This is a genomic window from Psychrobacter phenylpyruvicus DSM 7000 = NBRC 102152 (assembly GCF_000685805.1).
Lineage (GTDB): Bacteria > Pseudomonadota > Gammaproteobacteria > Pseudomonadales > Moraxellaceae > Psychrobacter > Psychrobacter phenylpyruvicus.
This window is the reverse complement of the sequence record NZ_JMKP01000046.1, coordinates 1-15,707: the sequence shown is the minus strand read 5'-3', so window position 1 is coordinate 15,707 and position 15,707 is coordinate 1. Positions and strand designations below refer to the sequence as shown.

Here is a 15,707-nt window from a genome sequence, read left to right as displayed (position 1 = left end):
AAGGGTATATCCGCCCTGAGTTAACACAGCACTTTGCATCAAAGGGTATTGATTTGCAAACACCGCTAAGACGCAATATGACAGATAATAGACCTAAGTCTGATGTTAATCGATTGATGCGTTATCGACGTAATATTGAGACTGTTATTGGTCAATTGTCTGACTGCTTTAATATACAGAAAGTACGTGCTAGAGATTTATGGCATTTGTCTCATCGTTTAACGCGTAAGATTCTGGCGCATAATTTCTGTTTTCTTTTAAATAAAAAACTTGGTAACCCGCCTCTTCAGTTTGAATTGCTAATAAAGTGTTGAGAGTGGGGTATATTGATATTATTTTCAATACGATAGCCAAGCTGTTGTAAATTACGCGTGCTTTCTGCCCCAATATCGGTGACGCTGACCGCAGCCAACGCTGTGACCACACTCACCGCATTATCACTTTGAATACGCATGATAAGATCAATCCATTGCCCCACAGCTTTGTCTTGTTTAAAGAACTCAGGATCAACTAAGTTAAAACTACCGGTATAACCAATATCATCATCAATCACCACAATTTTTCGGTGATTTCGCAGGTCACTACGTTTTAATAAAGTTTTAAACAGACCAACAGGCAATGACTGATGAATAATAACCCCAGCTTCGATTAGTTTTTGATACCAATCGTCGGTAAAAAAGCTAAAGCTTCCGACACTATCAGCCAAAACTTGACACTCTACCCCTCTTTCAACGGCTTCAATTAAAGCCTGAAACACCTCTTGCACTCGGCCTTTGGGGTAAATAATATAAAACTCCATTAAGATTAAAGTGGAGGCATTATTTATATCCTCTATTAAGGTATCAAAAGTGCTGTCTGCAGAAGTTAATAGCTGCATACTGTGGTTATCATAAACCCCAAAACCAGTATCATAGGTGCCGATACGACTCACACCTTGATAGCGCTCAGAGAGTGTATCATCTACTTTGGCTAGCTGAATATCTTGACGCTTGGCTACTTTATTTAGCAAGTTTTGCGCCTGCAAGTTTCGCAGCTTATAGCTCTTACCCAGATAAGGTTCACCGACCAACATATAAGCAATAATACTAAAAAAAGGAATGGCAAATAATAGAACCAACCAAGCAATAGCAATACCTGTGTTGCGCTGCGTTGACAAAATGCGCACCACCATAAACACAGTTAATACTAAGTGAATTGACACCCCCAACCAAGCCCAGCTTTCTGCCGATAAGGATTCTAGCGACGCCATAAACCGATTTAGTTGCTGAACTAAATCCACTTGAGCAGTCAGGACGAAAGACGATAGTGCAAATGAAGCCATAAGTTATACGACTGGTTGGATATTTATTATTAAGGATAAAAGACTTAGCGATAGATTACTCGCTTGAGGTTAAAAATGCCAACAATGCTTTTTCATTAGGTTGTTGAAACTGCCGAGTGCGTCCCCGATAGCCCTTTTTATAGTTCTCAATAAAGGTGTTTTTTAAGAAGTGGTTAATAACTTTAGGATGGATATATGAGGCTCGGCAAACACTAGGTGTATTGCCTAGAGTAGCCGCCACATGTTTTACCATGTCTGTCACCAATTGCTGACGCTCTTTGCTATCTGGCTCACTATCCAAAACCTCTGTGTCCGCATATTGATACAAATACTCAGCTGCTAATACCGAAGCCATCCAAGTTCGAAAGTCTTTGGCACTATACTCCTCCCCAGTATATTCACGTAGATACTCATTGATATCGTCGCTTTCTACCACCTGTTTGTTACCCTGCTCATCTAAATACTTGAAAATACGATAGCCGGGTAAGTCAGAGCAGGCGGTTACTATCTGTATCAAACGCTCATCTTGTAACTCAATATGATGTTCTTTAGCACTTTTGCCCACAAAATCAAAGGCTAAGCCTTCCTCAGTTTCTGTCACATGCTTACTTCTTAAGGTGCTTAAACCGTAGCTTTTATTCTGTTTAGCATAGCGGTCATTGCCAATCCGAATTAGCGTGGTTTCTAACAGCTTTATCACTGCTGCTAATACGTTTTTTCGACTGAGCTTTGTTGATTGTAAATCTTGCTCCACTTGCGCACGTAATGCTGGCAACTTATCTCCGAAGCCAATCATTGCCTCAAATTTAGCTTCATCACGAACCTTATTCCACAGCTCATGATACAAGTATTGCTTACGTCCTTTTTCATCCCTGCCGGTGCATTGCAAATGCCCATTATCATAATGACAAATCCACACCTCAGACCATATAGGGGGAATTGCTAATGAATCAAAACGCTCGCGCAGCTTTCTATTTTTAACTGTATTTCCCTCTCCATCTCGGTAACTAAAGCCTCTCCCCCAACGTACTCGGGTATATCCTGGCTCTTCATCACTAACATAGCGTAATTTAGCTTTTTTTGCTAAAGCTTCATAGTCATGACGAATATCGTGTTCAGCTTGTGAAACCAAGGCCGTATTTTTTGAAGCTACAGACTTGGGGGTAGATTTGGACGCACTCATGAAAGCCTCTAAATAAAATCAAAGGGGGAATTATAATAAATAGATAAATAGGTGTGTTTTATTTTAAAGAGACATCGAGGATTAACACAGTGCCTCGTTTTAGCAAAATAGTTACTGCCTGTAACTAGGCGCCTCATATACCTTAGCCCACAATAAAAAAGCTGCACCCCATTTTTAGGCACAGCCTTCTTATCATAACGGTTATCAAATTTGAATAGCTGTCAAACTAGGTCATTCTAATTGCACCATCCAAACGAATCACATCCGCATTTAGATAAGCGTTTTCAATGATGTGTGCTACTAACTTTGCAAACTCCGCCGGATCACCTAAACGCTTAGGATAAGGCACACTGGCTTTCAACTGCTCTTGAGCTTTTTCGGGTAAGCCTGCCATCATAGGCGTGGCAAAAATACCTGGAGCAATGGTCATCACACGAATACCATGACGAGTCAATTCACGCGCTAAAGGTAGCATCATCCCTACTACGCCTGACTTAGACGAAGAGTAGCTGGCTTGCCCCACTTGACCATCAAAGGCTGCGATAGAAGCAGTATTAATAATAATACCTTGATCTTCATTATTAGGCCCGCCTTCAGCTGCCACTCGCTTAGCAATACTTGAAGCCACTAAGCGTGCCACATTAAAGCTGCCTGTTAGGTTAACTTGGACCCCTTTATTAAATTGGTCTAGGTCTGCTGGATTATTATCTCTATCCAATAGCTTTTGTACAATAGCAATACCTGCACAGTTGACACTACCGGCCAAACCACCAAATTCTTTTTCCGCAGTTTCCACCGCAGCTTGAACCTGTTCCCCGCTAGTAACATCACAGCGGACAAAACGCACTGCCTCGCCTAATTCCTTGGCCAGTGCCTGACCCGCTTCTTCATTTAGATCAGCGACAACCACATTAGCACCACGTGATACCAACTCTCTAGTGGTGGCTTCGCCCAGACCAGAAGCGCCTCCAGTTACGATAAAAGTTTGTGATTCAGTTTTCATATACAATCCTTATAATATTGTTATTTCACAAAAAAGCGACCTATCAAAAAAGCAATATAGAGATACTTCTTCGGTCAAGTCTTCCTATACTATCTCTTTTTGACGCAATAAAAAACGTTGAATTTTACCACTGGGTGTCTTTGGTAACGACTCGACAAATTCCACAAAACGTGGATAGGCGTGAGCTGAAAGCCGCTTTTGTACCAAAGCTTTGATTTCGCTGACCAGCTCCTCAGTACCAACCAGACCTTGCTTTAATACCACAAACGACTTGATTACATGACCTCGCACCTCATCTGGCACGCCTACCGCTGCCGACTCAGCAACTGCCTCATGTTCCATCACACAGTTCTCAACATCGGTAGGCCCAATGCGATAGCCTGCAGTAATGATAATGTCGTCGTCACGTCCAGCAAACCAGAAAGTGCCATCTTCATGACGCTCAACCACATCACCAGTCAAATAGTAATCGCCTGAGAAGGCTTGTTTTTCATCCCAGCTATAGCCTTTAAAATAAAAGGCTGGCGATTCGCTGACCACTACTGCCAATTGGCCCTGAGTGCCGTCAGCAACGGGTTGTAAGTTATCATCAAGCACTACCAACTTATGTCCTGGCATAGGCACACCCATACTTCCTGTGGGAGCTTCATGAGCCAATGCATGGTGCATACAGCAAGTCATACCCGTCTCCGTCTGCCCATATTGATCAAATACAGTGCAGCCCAAATTCTCCTCTACCCAGCTAACTACTTCAGTATTTAAGGTCTCGCCAGCTGAGTTGGCGACACGCAGCGATAACTTATCAGCGACATTTTCAAACACACCACTAGACTTCATCATCCTAAAAGCAGTTGGCGATGAGGCAATATTGGTAATTTTATGACGTATCAAAAAATCATAGGTATTTTGGGCATCAAAGCCCATTTCATTAAAGTGGGTGGTAATTCCCATTAATAAAGGACCGGTAATGGCATAATATAAACCGTAGGCCCAGCCCGGATCTGCCATATTCCAGTAATTGTCCGTATCCTTTAAGTCAATGGCATAACGCATATATAAATAGAAAGTCGATAAGGCGGCAAGAGGCACACTCACCCCTTTGGATTTACCCACAGTCCCTGAGGTAAACATCTGCAAAAATGGCGCGTCGGCATCTAATATAACCGCTTCAAATTCAGTGCTGAAAGCCTTAATATCGTTAAAATTAGCATCTGTGTAGGCATCAGTCGCCTCGCCTTCTTTAGTAACCAACACCATTTGCGGTAAGTTAGCTATAGCTTCAAACTTCGCTCGGTTATCAAGATTGGTAAACACCACTTTGGTATCTGCTTTGTCTAGCCTGTATTCGATAGACTCTACACCAAAGGCGGTGAATAGCGGCTGGTAAATCGCACCAATACGCCAAGTTGCTAACACAATAATAAGCAGCTCTGGCGTGCGTGGCAGCATAGTAGCCACTCTATCGCCTTTTTTTACCCCATAGCTTTGTAACAAGTGGGCTACTTGGGCGCTCTTCTTATCTAGCTCATCGAAGGTAAGCTGAGTAATTTTTTGTTCGGTATCCTCATGAACCAAAGCCACCTTATCTCCTAAGCCATTACGGACATGTCTGCCACAACAAGCTAGGTAGGCATTGAACTGATCTTGCGGATGGTCATTAAAGATTTCTTTAATAAGGGTGTGGGGAGTGAATGCTTGATAGAAATCAGCATAATTCTGCGGAGCACTAGATTTTACTGTAGTCACTAACATGATCGCTATTCCTTTAGCTAAGTTACTGATGATAAGCTAATAATTACCGATGAGCGGCAAATATATAGCCCGCTCAAAGCCCTACTCTTTGCCTCCGTATGTTATTGGAGGGCTTACTTTATTAGAGCTGTGAGCCGTTAATTTCCTTTTAACTGTTCTATTAATAACCGATTTTATAATTTATTTCAATACAAAATGTATCATTAATGATGAGAATAAAAAAAGCAGCAAACCAAAATTTGCTGCTTTTTTAGAAGCTATCAATAATTGGCATTAACTAATTAGTTAACTATTTGTTAGAAATAGCATTTGCCAGAGACGCTATTTAACAGGAGTACTATTTAACAGGAGTACTATTTAACAGAAATACTATTTACCGTAAGTGCAAAGATAAGCCGTCTCGACCGCTACTTTCACTTGGAACTTTTGATTGGCTTCAATGGTAAAGCTTTGACCAGCCTCATAAGTGACAAACTCATCAGAGCCTGGAAGTTTGACAGTTAAGGCACCGCTAACCACAGTCATGGTTTCAAACTCACCGGTGCCAAATTCATACTCACCAATTTCCATTACGCCAACTGTGGCTGGTTTGGTAGCGGTTTGAAAAGCAATTGAAGTCACTTTATTATCAAAATACTGATTAACGCTTGGCATAAACTTTCCTTAAAGTGGATAAATCTTAACTTAAAATAACCTAGACTTAAAATAGCCTTGATTTAAAATAGAAGCATACAACTCTTAAACGCTCACTTATTCTACTAAGTTTATCATTAAACTAATATCTAAAATATTTTTTGTTAAAGACTTATTCACTAAGCGATAAATCAAGCCCTCTATAGCTCTGACAACCAGTCCTTCTGACGCAGACTTTGCTTAGTCTCACGCCGCTTTTTCTTATGTACCGCTTCGACATCATCTTTTTGATGCACGCCGCCTTTTTTGAGCAGTGGATTAAAAGCCAAGTGATTACGGGGTTTGGCTGCATTTTTTAGAGCGCTTAGATTGACAGTATCATTGTCGTGATTCGCGTCTTTTTTGCTCTGATTTTCTAGCTGTTTCGCCAGTTTCAGAGTTTGTTTTAAGCTCATAATTTTGTCCTAAATATAGTGTTAACTTATATAATTTATTATTTGCCACTAGTGGCTGTTTATTGTTTGCTAACATTTTTTATTCTCCTTAATTTAAAAGTTTATTATCTGGCTAGCTGTTGATGGTTAAACTGTGACGCTTAATCTTTCACGCTTATCTCTTATTAATACCTAACCCTTAACGCACAGCACCTGCTTCAACGTATGAACCACTTCTACCAAGCTTTTTTGGTTGTCCATGACTTCATCAATGTCTTTGTAAGCCCCTGGGATTTCATCAAGGACGCTTTTGTCTTTTTTGCACTCCACACCTGCAGTTTGTGCTTTTAGCTCATCAACTGTAAAGGTCTTGGCTGCTTTGGTTCGGCTCATTTTGCGTCCTGCTCCATGCGAACACGAGCAAAACGATTCTTCATTACCAAGCCCACGTACAATAAAGGACTTAGCGCCCATTGAGCCCGGAATAATACCTAGCTCGCCCTCATAAGCACTGATTGCGCCTTTGCGGGTGACATAGACGCTCTCGCCAAAGTGTGTCTCTTCTTCGACATAGTTGTGATGGCAGTTAATGGCTTCTTTAGTCAGTGTAAAGGGCGGTAAGCCTGCCTGCCTCGATTGCATCGCCTCCAATACCAAGCGCATCATCTCTTTACGGTTTTGCACCGCATAATCTTGCGCCCATTGCACCGCTTCCACATAGTCATCAAAGCTGCTTGAGCCCTCGGCAAAGTAGGACAGATCTTTATCAGGTACATGACCAAAGCGAGACTGGTGTTCTTTTTTGGCAAGATTAATAAAGTAGCGGCCAATACAGTTGCCAATACCACGGCTTCCTGAGTGTAGCATCACCCACACATCGTTATTTTCATCAAGACAAATTTCGATAAAGTGGTTACCACCGCCTAATGTGCCCAGCTGCTTCGCCCAAGTACGCTCAAAGCCTTTTAACATCTTTAACAGCCCTGGATGCTTATCAGTAATTGGCTTTAAGCGCTTGCCAAGTGGATCAAGGGTTGAGGCTTTGGCAGTGATTTTATTGTGCATATTAAAACCAACCGGCACTTGCTTTTCTATCGCCGAGCGCACTGCTCTTAGACTGTCTGGCAAATCACTGGCGGTTAGCGAGGTACGCACCGCATTCATACCACAGCCAATATCTACCCCAACTGCCGCGGGGATAATCGCGGCTTTGGTAGGAATGACGCTGCCTACTGTCGCCCCCTTACCCACATGCACATCTGGCATCACCGCAATGTGTGAGTGGACAAATTCAAGCTGTGCCATATTGCGTAATTGCTTGATCGCATCTTGGGCGATGTCTTTGGTATATACCTTAACCGGTACCCCTTTTTTACTATTTTCATTCAAAATTAGCTGTATGCCCATTTTGTTTTACCTTAAATTTTATTCATTTTACAGAGCTTATGCCCGCCTTTGAGTGCTGTATTTATTCAGCTAAAATAAAAGGCGAAAGCAGAAACTTATTTATATTGGTTTGCTTATTACAAAAGAAGGAAATGAGAGTGAAGACTGTGTCAAATAACAGACGCATAAAAGCCCATTAACCTAAGGTCAATGAGTGTCAAAGATACAAAAACGGGGAATGTTAGAGATGACTTTTAAAGCTGACTTAAATCAAGCTTAGTCTAACCTGAGCGAAGTCATCACAAACATCGCATTGTTTTGCATTATCTTGAACACAGTCTTTTTTATACAATGACATGCTGAATCCTCCGTAGGTTGTGGCTCATATGCAGAGTGAACTGCAACAAAGCGAGTGATTGGATAATAATGAATGTTTTGACCACTTATAACTACCATTTATAACCTCTGGTGCTTTGGGTCAAAGTAGACAGATTATACGGGGCTAATAGTCAAACATCAAATTTTTCACTATTAGCCCCAATTATTATTGACTCAGGCTGGTTGATTTTTAACTATTAGTTGGTGGTTAATTAGTAGTTAATTGATGGTTCATTGGTGGTTAATTGATAGTTAAGAGGGTTAAGAGGGTTAATTAGTTTTTAATTAGCTTAGCGTGTAGCCAGAATCCTGCTAACATCGCCACCACAAACAACATTGACTCGGTATAGCCCGCTAAAGCGGTTACCAGTGCAGGAGCTGGACAAAATCCTAACATCCCCCAACCTATCCCAAATATTAAGCTACCAATGGCCAGTTGTGGCGTGATTTTGGTAGCGGTCGGTAATTCAAAGTTACCGTTATTTAATGCCCTCTCGCCTTTACTGATGCGCGACTTAACATAAAAAAATGTTGGCATGGCGACAGCAATACCGCCTCCCATAACTAGACCCAATGACGGATCCCAGCCGTGGAATAAACGTAAGAAGCCCAGCACTTTTTCTGGATTGACCATTTGAGAAACAATCAACCCGATAGCAAAGATAATGCCGGATAAGAAGCTAAAAATTAGTGTTAATCGATTATTAGTAGTCATAAGTGGCTCATTATATAAAGTTGGATACGAATGATGGCATAGCACCGCTTAGGGTCAACCCTGAATCATGGCAAATAGAGTCGCTGTAACGATACCGCTCGACAAAAACAAAATCGTTGCAGTAATTGAACGTGGAGAGAGTCGCGATATACCACAAATCCCATGCCCACTGGTACAGCCAGACCCTAGCCGAGTGCCAAACCCTACTAATAATCCTGCCAAAATAATTTTCCAGATAGGTTGCCCCATCTCAAGCTGTGGAAAGCCAAAAATAAGCCCATAGCCCCAAGTCGCTACCGCCATACCTATCACAAATACCAACTGCCAGCTAAGTGTGGGTAATTGAGAAAGAGAGCTTTTTAATATGCCACTCATGCCCATTATATGACCACTGCCCACTATCAAAACTGACGCAGCTAGCCCAATGATAAGCCCTCCAATTAAAGCACTCCAAGGGGTAAAGCTTGCCATATCAATCCAAGCGTACATACACACTCCTAATATAATATTTAGATATATATTCTTTAAGTATCAGTCATGGGCATACATATAATGGATTGATATATAACGGCAATCCAAGACCTCTATTGGTCGGTAGCACAAAAACGCTGATACAAGACTTGCATAACGGCCAGCGCATCTTCACTGGCTATACTATAAAAAATTTGTCTGCCGTCTCGTCTTGTACTCACTAAACCATTTTCGCGAAGCACACCAAGTTGCTGAGACAAGCTTGGCTGTTTTATACCTGTTGATTTTTCCAGATCACGGACACATGCCTCACCAGATGCAACAAGTTGGCACAGCAGTAGTAGGCGATCGGAATGGGAAAGTGACTTAAGTAAAGCTGAGGCTTTAGATGCAGAAGCTTTTAGTGCTTCTATATCAATACTTTCTACATTTAAGGTATCGGTTGACATTATTACAACATCCTAGATTTATATTATGGATACTCATTATATACAACAAACCTAGCCTACACATAAACATATTATATAATTTTGTATACTATTATTGCATATGTATATGCCAGTTGGCTATAACGTAATAAAACTTATCTGCTAAGCTGCTACTTTATGGCGATAAATATTTGTTTATTAAAGAGATTTATTTAGGAAAATAAAAGCAATCATCACAATATATGAGCACTTATAACTAACAGTGTGCTCATATTTTTAATTTCTATTACTAATTTTGCTACCCCATAAAAGAAGAAAAGCCATTCAGTAGCATTTGCACGGAAATTGAGATAAGAATCATCCCCATCAGGCGCTCAATAGCTTTTAGGCCCCGGTGCCCTAACAGTTTATACAATTTGGTCGAGAAAAATAGGATAATTGCTGAAATAAGCCAGGCTAAAAGCAAGGCCATCAAAGCCTTCGAGAGACTTTCAGGATTCTTTTCAGTTAATAGTATTAATGTGGCTAAAATTGAAGGGCCAGCAATTAAGGGGACTGCCAAGGGAACAATAAAAGGCTCGCCATCCTCATCATCGTCATCGCTCATCACCCCGCCTCGAGTCGGAAAGATCATACGGATAGCGATAATCATCATCACCAAACCACCGCCAATAGCCACCGCTTCAGTGCTTAGCCCTAAGGTATGCAAAATACTGCCACCAGCGAATAAGAACAGCACCATTAACAACAACGCAATCAGCAACTCCCTGATGATAATAAATTTACGTCTCTCTTCAGGCACTTTATTCAACACGGATAAAAAAATAGGAATATTGCCCAAAGGATCCATAATTAAAAATAGAGTGAGTGCTGTTGCATAGATTTCCATAAAACTCCTTAACAAATACCTTAGTTTATTATTATTTTAACGCTTGTGGGTGAAGGTGGTGATGATACCAAAAAAGACGCCGCTACTTATAGCTTCATTTATTGGCCGCCTGAATCAAATATTGTAATTTAGAGCTGCTAAAACTAAAACTGTAGTTGGGTTAGCTCGCCGTGCCGCAAAGCAGCAGGCCAATGTATTGCCTTGGCGGGTACTGATTGACCTTGATGAATTAACTTAGCCGTATTAATCCAACCAGCATGCCCCACTACCAACACTGTTTTATTATTACTGTTTTCAGCTTTATCGTTATTTTCAGAATTATTGTTGCTTTTAGAATTATTGTTGCTTTTAGAATTATCGTTATTTCCGAATTTATGGTTATTAAGCTCAGCTTGTAACTGCTTTTGTTGCTCAATCCAAGCAGCAACCCGCTGAAATAATTGCCTCAAACTCTCGCCACCAGTCGGAGCAAAGTCTGCGAAGTTATCGCACCAGTTATCAATATCCTCTTTGCTAATCTGTGACCAAGGTTTGCCTTCCCAAACACCAAAGTGGGTTTCGAGCAGTTGGTCATCGACATAACACTCAAAGCCTTGAGCGGCCAAATACTCTCCCACTTGCTTGGAGCGCTGTAACGGGCTGACCCATATCTGCTTAGGCAGCTGATTTAGTCGAACAAAACGCTGTATTTGGTGTGCCAGCCGCTTTAATTTACGTCTATCAACAGCTACTTCACTTTGACCGAAACATAGCCCTTGCACCTGCTTGGGTTTGGGATGACGCCAAATATATAATTGCATAAGAAGAAGTCTATCCAGTGAAATTGGCTGCTAAGCCTGCATAAATAGCTATTTCAGTGATTTGCTGCGTTGCCCCTAAACCATCACCGGTATACCCTTGCAAGCGTCTTTTGAGTAGTCGATACATATGGATTACCCCCAATAAAGCAAAGATTAAAGCCAGTATCCACTGCTGAGCGGTGATTTGTTGCACGGCTTGTGGCAATAATAAAAATAAAATAGCCGCGATAAACAACAGCCACAGACTACTTGCTAGCCACTGTTTGAAAGTCATTTGCTGCGCCATTGGCTTGGCCTTCGCATGCTCTACTTCGCCGCCATAAGGCAATAGTACAATAAGCGAGGTGCACAGCAAGCGTGAGGCACTGTGCGCAATGATCAAAGCGACTACCGCTGTTATTACCGGCATTGTGGTCAAAAGACTCACCTTTAGTAGCAGGGCACAGGCCAAACCTAATGTGCCGTAAGTGCCTATCCGAGAGTCTTTCATAATGGTTAGCGTGCGCTCACGGGTAAGTCCGCCACCAAGCCCATCACAAGTATCAGCCAGTCCATCTTCATGAAAGGCACCCGTCAGCTTAATCCCAAAAGCGGTGCTAGCGACTGCGGCAACCATAGGCGAAAAGCCGAAACTTATTACCCAAAAAACAACAGCACAAAGCACCCCTACCAGCAGCCCTACACCCGGAAAATGACGACTGCTTTGGTGTAACCACTGCGGCTGATAACCATCAAGCTTGACCGGAATACGGGTAAGAAACTGAGTGGCGACCAGTAGCAAACGCCATTCTTGCTTAAGAGACATCTGCTTTATTGTCCATCAGTAGTGGCGGTAACTGGGGCTATATCTCCTTGTGAATCTGACTCACTTTTTTCGCTAATGCCGGCATCTGCAAAGCTTGCCATCTCATTGATAATGGCACAAGCAGACTGCAATAAAGGATAAGCCAATGCCGCCCCACTGCCCTCTCCTAAACGCATATCAAAGTCTAGTAGTGGCTCGGCATCCAAAGCACTCAACAGCTTCGCATGACCAGGCTCTACCGAATGATGAGCAAAGATGGCGTATGGTGCCACGCCAGGTACTAAATGCTCTGCCGCCAATAATGCACTGCTGGCAATAAACCCATCAATCAATAAGATACGTCTATCACTGGCCGCTTGAATAAAGGCGCCAGCCATCATAGCAATTTCAAGCCCGCCTACTGCAGCCAACACTTCCAGCGGTGTGGTCACCTGCTCATGGCGTTGTAGCACTTTGGTGAGCACTTTAATTTTGCGCTGCAATCCAGCATCATCTAACCCAGTTCCGCGTCCAATACAGTCAGCAATTGGGACATCTTCAAGCTTAGCAAGCAATAAGCTGGCCGCTGAGGTATTGCCTATGCCCATCTCGCCTGCAATAAACAGGTTTCCTTCAAGCTGCTTAGCAATAGTCATACCCGACTGTAGTGCCTGCACACACTCCTCACTACTCATGGCCGCTTCAGTAAGTGCATCGCGGCTACCCATACGCACCTTGTAATCTAGCAACTGCGGATGATTGGCTACCCCAAACTGCGCAAAGTCAGTAGCCACTCCAGCATCGACCACTTTAAGCTCAATATCATGCTGGCGTGCTATGACATTAATAGCCGCACCGCCGTTTAAGAAATTCAGCACCATTTGGGCAGTCACTTCACTAGGAAATGCCGAAGTCCCATGCATAGCTAAGCCATGATCTGCTGCAAATACTCTAATTTGAGGATTCTCTACTTTGGGCGTGGTGGTGCCTTGGATCAGACCAATTTTTATTGCCAAAGACTCTAGCCGACCTAAAGCCCCTAGAGGCTTAGTTTTGTGATCCATTATCTGTTGCAGCTCCTGACGAAGCTGCGGATTATCAATATTTTCAATAGCAGGTAGCTGTAAAGTTTTCAAAACAAATGTCCTTTATCAAAGTATTCTTATAGGGTTCATAAGTAGGGACACACCCTAGTCGTCTATAAATCTTGTATAGTTTGTATAGCTTAATTGTCTTGGCTTATTGTATCGCACTCTAACTGTGGCATAGGCTGTTTTTTAACGTTACTATTTTAGTTTGTATTGTATAACTTGAGTGCTTAACAAATTATCAAAAACAAATTCCCAAAAAACTGACATCAAAACTCATATCAAAAAATTTTTACCAAAAATAATCTGCCTACCCAGTTCTGCACCCTAGACACAGCTTATTATTAAGTCCATATTTAAAGTTAATATTTAGCAGACCATTCTCCCAAAATAAGGAGCAACCATGCAAACCTTGCCCATCCCCCCACTAAAGCAGACGTTAGAGCGTTTTGTTGCAGGTATTTCGCCCCTACTAAATCAACAGCAGTATCAAGAAACACAAGCGGCCGCCCTCTGCTTTGAACAGCAAGGTGGTCCAAAGCTACAACAGCGGTTATCAGAGTACGCCGCTACCCAAGCAACAAAAGGGCTTAGCTGGCTAACCGAACTTAAACTAGAGGAATATTTAAGTGATACCCGTCCCAAATCTATTACCAACAATGCCAGCCTACAGCTTGATTATCCCTTAGATAATTCAAATTCTAATGACAGCCTGTCACGTGCTGCTTCTTTTATTCATCGCTTGGTACGATTACATGTCGACTATATCAATGATGATATTACACAGCCTGTTGATGGCCGCAACCAACCCATTTCCATGTATAACTGGCGCTTGCTGACTGGTGCCATGCGCATTGCAAACACTGAAGGCGACTACTATTATTACGCTCCCAAACAAGCCGCCAATCGTCATATCAGTGTGTTTTGGCAAGGTCATCACTTTCAACTACAAGTTACAGATGTAGAGGGTAACGTATTCTCCACGGCCAGTTTAGCAGAGGCTCTACAAGATCTAATGAGGGGTAACTACCCAGCCCCAAGCTTTAACTTTAGTGCGCTTAGTGCACTAGATAGTATCAACACAGCCAACTATCTATCTGAGCTGTGCAAGCGCCCACATAACCAGCACGTCTATGAGGTGCTAAAAGACAGCTTATTTTGCTTTGCACCCTACCACTCAGGAGCTGATGACGTCACTCAAATTAAAGAGCAGACCTTCATGCCAGGTAATGCTTGGCAATATAAACCCAATACTTACCAAATGGACTTAGATTCAGACTACGTAGCCATTCACTTTGAGCATAGTGAAATTGACGGCGCTGCACTGATGCACATGTTTAGTTATGCATTTGCAATAGAGCTTGACTCTACACAGCTTGCAACAGGCAGTCCAACACTGACCCCAATGGACTGGGAATACGATTCAGATATTGCTAGCCGCATTCAACAAGATATTCAGCAAGTTACCACTGAAGCTGACAAGCTTAATGTCAAACAATGCTGTGTAGACTATACAGACATTGCCATCAAAGCCAGCCACGATGCGTTGATGCAGTTCGCTCTACTTTATGCGCAGCTAAAGGTATTTGGTAAAGTGCGTAATACTTATGAGGCGGTAGATACCAGTCACTTTATGGCAGGTCGTACAGAGGGTTTACGCCCTAATAGTGCCGAAGCCATTGAACTGGCACAATCTTTATTAAACAACGATGCTAGCTTAGAGCAGCTACAATCTGCACTAAACGCTCATAAGCAGCGAGTTATTGCCTGTAAGACAGGACAAGCCTTTGACCGCCATTTATCAGGACTAAAGTTTATGATAAAAGAGGAAGATAACGACCCAAGTGTCTCTTCTTTCTTTAATAGCCCCGGCTATAAAGTGTTAACAGCCGGCGACTTTTTATCCACCTCATCTATGGGCGTTCAATCCCCTGTAAAGCGTATTTTATTTGCCCCAGTTATCCAAGGTGGTTTTGGTGTCAACTATAGCTTTAATGAGCATGAGTATGAGTTTGTCTTATTTGCAGATGCTATCAGCAGTCCTTATCTTGACGATATGTGCCAAGCTTGTGTGGAAGCCATTAACAAGCTGGTTAAGCTCACTCAATAATTGATTTACACTCTCTGTTGACAATAGCTATGTAGCTAAACTTCTTGTCCAAATTAAACTTGTTTGAATAAGTTTTTAGCTAAATTGAGTAACCTTATCAGAATCAGTTATTGTCTAAATTAGCCCATAAAGCCTCTTTTAGTTCAGCAAACTAAAGAGGCTTTTTTTCTGGCTCTGATCGCAAGCTCCCTTAATTTTTGATACACCTATTTTGGCAACTGTATTCACTTTAATACAACTTATACCCCACTCTCAACACTTTTAGGGGTTGAAAAAAAATGACACCTCACTATCCTTAAAGTTTTCGACCAAGAAGACCAAGGACAATGAGA

The 15,707-nt window shown here is 42.1% G+C and carries 16 protein-coding genes; 2 read left to right on the top strand and 14 right to left on the bottom strand.

From position 1 onward, the window contains the following. Positions 1-314, top strand: a 314-nt coding sequence (locus tag G561_RS15250) for a transposase (RefSeq protein WP_028859827.1), incomplete at its 5' end; no start/stop codon positions are given. Here G561_RS15250 and G561_RS14625 read toward each other — a convergent pair. The 14 genes from G561_RS14625 to cobT all read right to left on the bottom strand — a co-directional run bounded on the left by G561_RS14625 (position 287) and on the right by cobT (position 13,313). After that, positions 287-1,321 carry a phospholipase D-like domain-containing protein gene (locus tag G561_RS14625; RefSeq protein WP_227674025.1) on the bottom strand — a complete coding sequence of 345 codons (1,035 nt, stop codon included), beginning with the start codon at positions 1,319-1,321 and terminating at the stop codon, positions 287-289. The genes G561_RS15250 and G561_RS14625 overlap by 28 nt on opposite strands. Before the next feature lie 55 nt (positions 1,322-1,376). Beyond that, a complete protein-coding gene (locus G561_RS0112295) occupies positions 1,377-2,504 on the bottom strand; it encodes a DNA topoisomerase IB (protein ID WP_081794478.1) in 1,128 nt (375 codons plus the stop codon). 226 nt (positions 2,505-2,730) lie between these two features. After that, positions 2,731-3,507 carry an SDR family NAD(P)-dependent oxidoreductase gene (locus tag G561_RS0112290; RefSeq protein ID WP_028859825.1) on the bottom strand — a complete coding sequence of 259 codons (777 nt, stop codon included), beginning with the start codon at positions 3,505-3,507 and terminating at the stop codon, positions 2,731-2,733. 84 nt (positions 3,508-3,591) lie between these two features. Continuing rightward, the gene (locus tag G561_RS0112285) at positions 3,592-5,259 is read right to left on the bottom strand and encodes an AMP-binding protein (RefSeq protein ID WP_037032439.1); all 1,668 of its coding nucleotides are present in this window, start codon (positions 5,257-5,259) and stop codon (positions 3,592-3,594) included. Between the two features lie 369 nt (positions 5,260-5,628). Next, positions 5,629-5,913, bottom strand: coding sequence for a pyrimidine/purine nucleoside phosphorylase (ppnP, locus tag G561_RS0112280; RefSeq protein ID WP_028859823.1), 285 nt, complete (start codon positions 5,911-5,913; stop codon positions 5,629-5,631). Between the two features lie 179 nt (positions 5,914-6,092). Beyond that, positions 6,093-6,347, bottom strand: a complete 255-nt coding sequence (locus tag G561_RS0112275) for a hypothetical protein (protein WP_037032438.1) — start codon at positions 6,345-6,347, stop codon at positions 6,093-6,095. Between the two features lie 171 nt (positions 6,348-6,518). Beyond that, a complete protein-coding gene (locus G561_RS0112270; protein ID WP_028859821.1) occupies positions 6,519-7,733 on the bottom strand; it encodes an RtcB family protein in 1,215 nt (404 codons plus the stop codon). A gap of 631 nt (positions 7,734-8,364) precedes the next feature. After that, a complete protein-coding gene (locus G561_RS0112265) occupies positions 8,365-8,805 on the bottom strand; it encodes a DUF6691 family protein (RefSeq protein ID WP_028859820.1) in 441 nt (146 codons plus the stop codon). Between the two features lie 54 nt (positions 8,806-8,859). Continuing rightward, a complete protein-coding gene (locus tag G561_RS0112260; protein ID WP_037032437.1) occupies positions 8,860-9,294 on the bottom strand; it encodes a YeeE/YedE family protein in 435 nt (144 codons plus the stop codon). 95 nt (positions 9,295-9,389) lie between these two features. After that, complete coding sequence (locus G561_RS0112255; protein WP_028859818.1) at positions 9,390-9,725, bottom strand: ArsR/SmtB family transcription factor; 336 nt, start codon at positions 9,723-9,725, stop codon at positions 9,390-9,392. A gap of 277 nt (positions 9,726-10,002) precedes the next feature. Then, positions 10,003-10,593 (bottom strand): YhgN family NAAT transporter, encoded by a 591-nt coding sequence (locus tag G561_RS0112250; RefSeq protein ID WP_028859817.1) that lies wholly within the window; start codon positions 10,591-10,593, stop codon positions 10,003-10,005. A gap of 143 nt (positions 10,594-10,736) precedes the next feature. Then, a complete protein-coding gene (locus tag G561_RS0112245; RefSeq protein WP_028859816.1) occupies positions 10,737-11,393 on the bottom strand; it encodes a histidine phosphatase family protein in 657 nt (218 codons plus the stop codon). A 10-nt stretch (positions 11,394-11,403) separates the two neighbouring features. After that, complete coding sequence (gene cobS, locus G561_RS0112240; protein WP_028859815.1) at positions 11,404-12,198, bottom strand: adenosylcobinamide-GDP ribazoletransferase; 795 nt, start codon at positions 12,196-12,198, stop codon at positions 11,404-11,406. A 5-nt stretch (positions 12,199-12,203) separates the two neighbouring features. Next, positions 12,204-13,313 (bottom strand): nicotinate-nucleotide--dimethylbenzimidazole phosphoribosyltransferase, encoded by a 1,110-nt coding sequence (gene cobT, locus G561_RS14620; RefSeq protein ID WP_037032433.1) that lies wholly within the window; start codon positions 13,311-13,313, stop codon positions 12,204-12,206. 355 nt (positions 13,314-13,668) lie between these two features. On the opposite strand from cobT, the gene G561_RS0112230 reads away from it, so the two are divergent. After that, entirely contained in the window at positions 13,669-15,375 is a 1,707-nt protein-coding gene (locus tag G561_RS0112230) for a choline/carnitine O-acyltransferase (RefSeq protein WP_028859814.1), read from the top strand. Positions 15,376-15,707: the final 332 nt, after the last annotated feature.

Bases quoted from the DNA above. Each gene is read 5' to 3' on its own strand.
- G561_RS0112285 (WP_037032439.1), bottom strand. From the start codon at position 5,259: ATGTTAGTGACTACAGTAAAATCTAGTGCTCCGCAGAATTATGCTGAT.
- ppnP (WP_028859823.1), bottom strand. From the start codon at position 5,913: ATGCCAAGCGTTAATCAGTATTTTGATAATAAAGTGACTTCAATTGCT.
- G561_RS0112290 (WP_028859825.1), bottom strand. From the start codon at position 3,507: ATGAAAACTGAATCACAAACTTTTATCGTAACTGGAGGCGCTTCTGGT.
- G561_RS14625 (WP_227674025.1), bottom strand. From the start codon at position 1,321: ATGGCTTCATTTGCACTATCGTCTTTCGTCCTGACTGCTCAAGTGGAT.
- G561_RS0112245 (WP_028859816.1), bottom strand. From the start codon at position 11,393: ATGCAATTATATATTTGGCGTCATCCCAAACCCAAGCAGGTGCAAGGG.
- G561_RS0112275 (WP_037032438.1), bottom strand. From the start codon at position 6,347: ATGAGCTTAAAACAAACTCTGAAACTGGCGAAACAGCTAGAAAATCAG.
- G561_RS0112230 (WP_028859814.1), top strand. From the start codon at position 13,669: ATGCAAACCTTGCCCATCCCCCCACTAAAGCAGACGTTAGAGCGTTTT.
- G561_RS0112260 (WP_037032437.1), bottom strand. From the start codon at position 9,294: ATGTACGCTTGGATTGATATGGCAAGCTTTACCCCTTGGAGTGCTTTA.
- G561_RS0112265 (WP_028859820.1), bottom strand. From the start codon at position 8,805: ATGACTACTAATAATCGATTAACACTAATTTTTAGCTTCTTATCCGGC.
- cobS (WP_028859815.1), bottom strand. From the start codon at position 12,198: ATGTCTCTTAAGCAAGAATGGCGTTTGCTACTGGTCGCCACTCAGTTT.
- G561_RS0112270 (WP_028859821.1), bottom strand. From the start codon at position 7,733: ATGGGCATACAGCTAATTTTGAATGAAAATAGTAAAAAAGGGGTACCG.
- G561_RS0112255 (WP_028859818.1), bottom strand. From the start codon at position 9,725: ATGTCAACCGATACCTTAAATGTAGAAAGTATTGATATAGAAGCACTA.
- G561_RS0112250 (WP_028859817.1), bottom strand. From the start codon at position 10,593: ATGGAAATCTATGCAACAGCACTCACTCTATTTTTAATTATGGATCCT.
- G561_RS0112295 (WP_081794478.1), bottom strand. From the start codon at position 2,504: ATGAGTGCGTCCAAATCTACCCCCAAGTCTGTAGCTTCAAAAAATACG.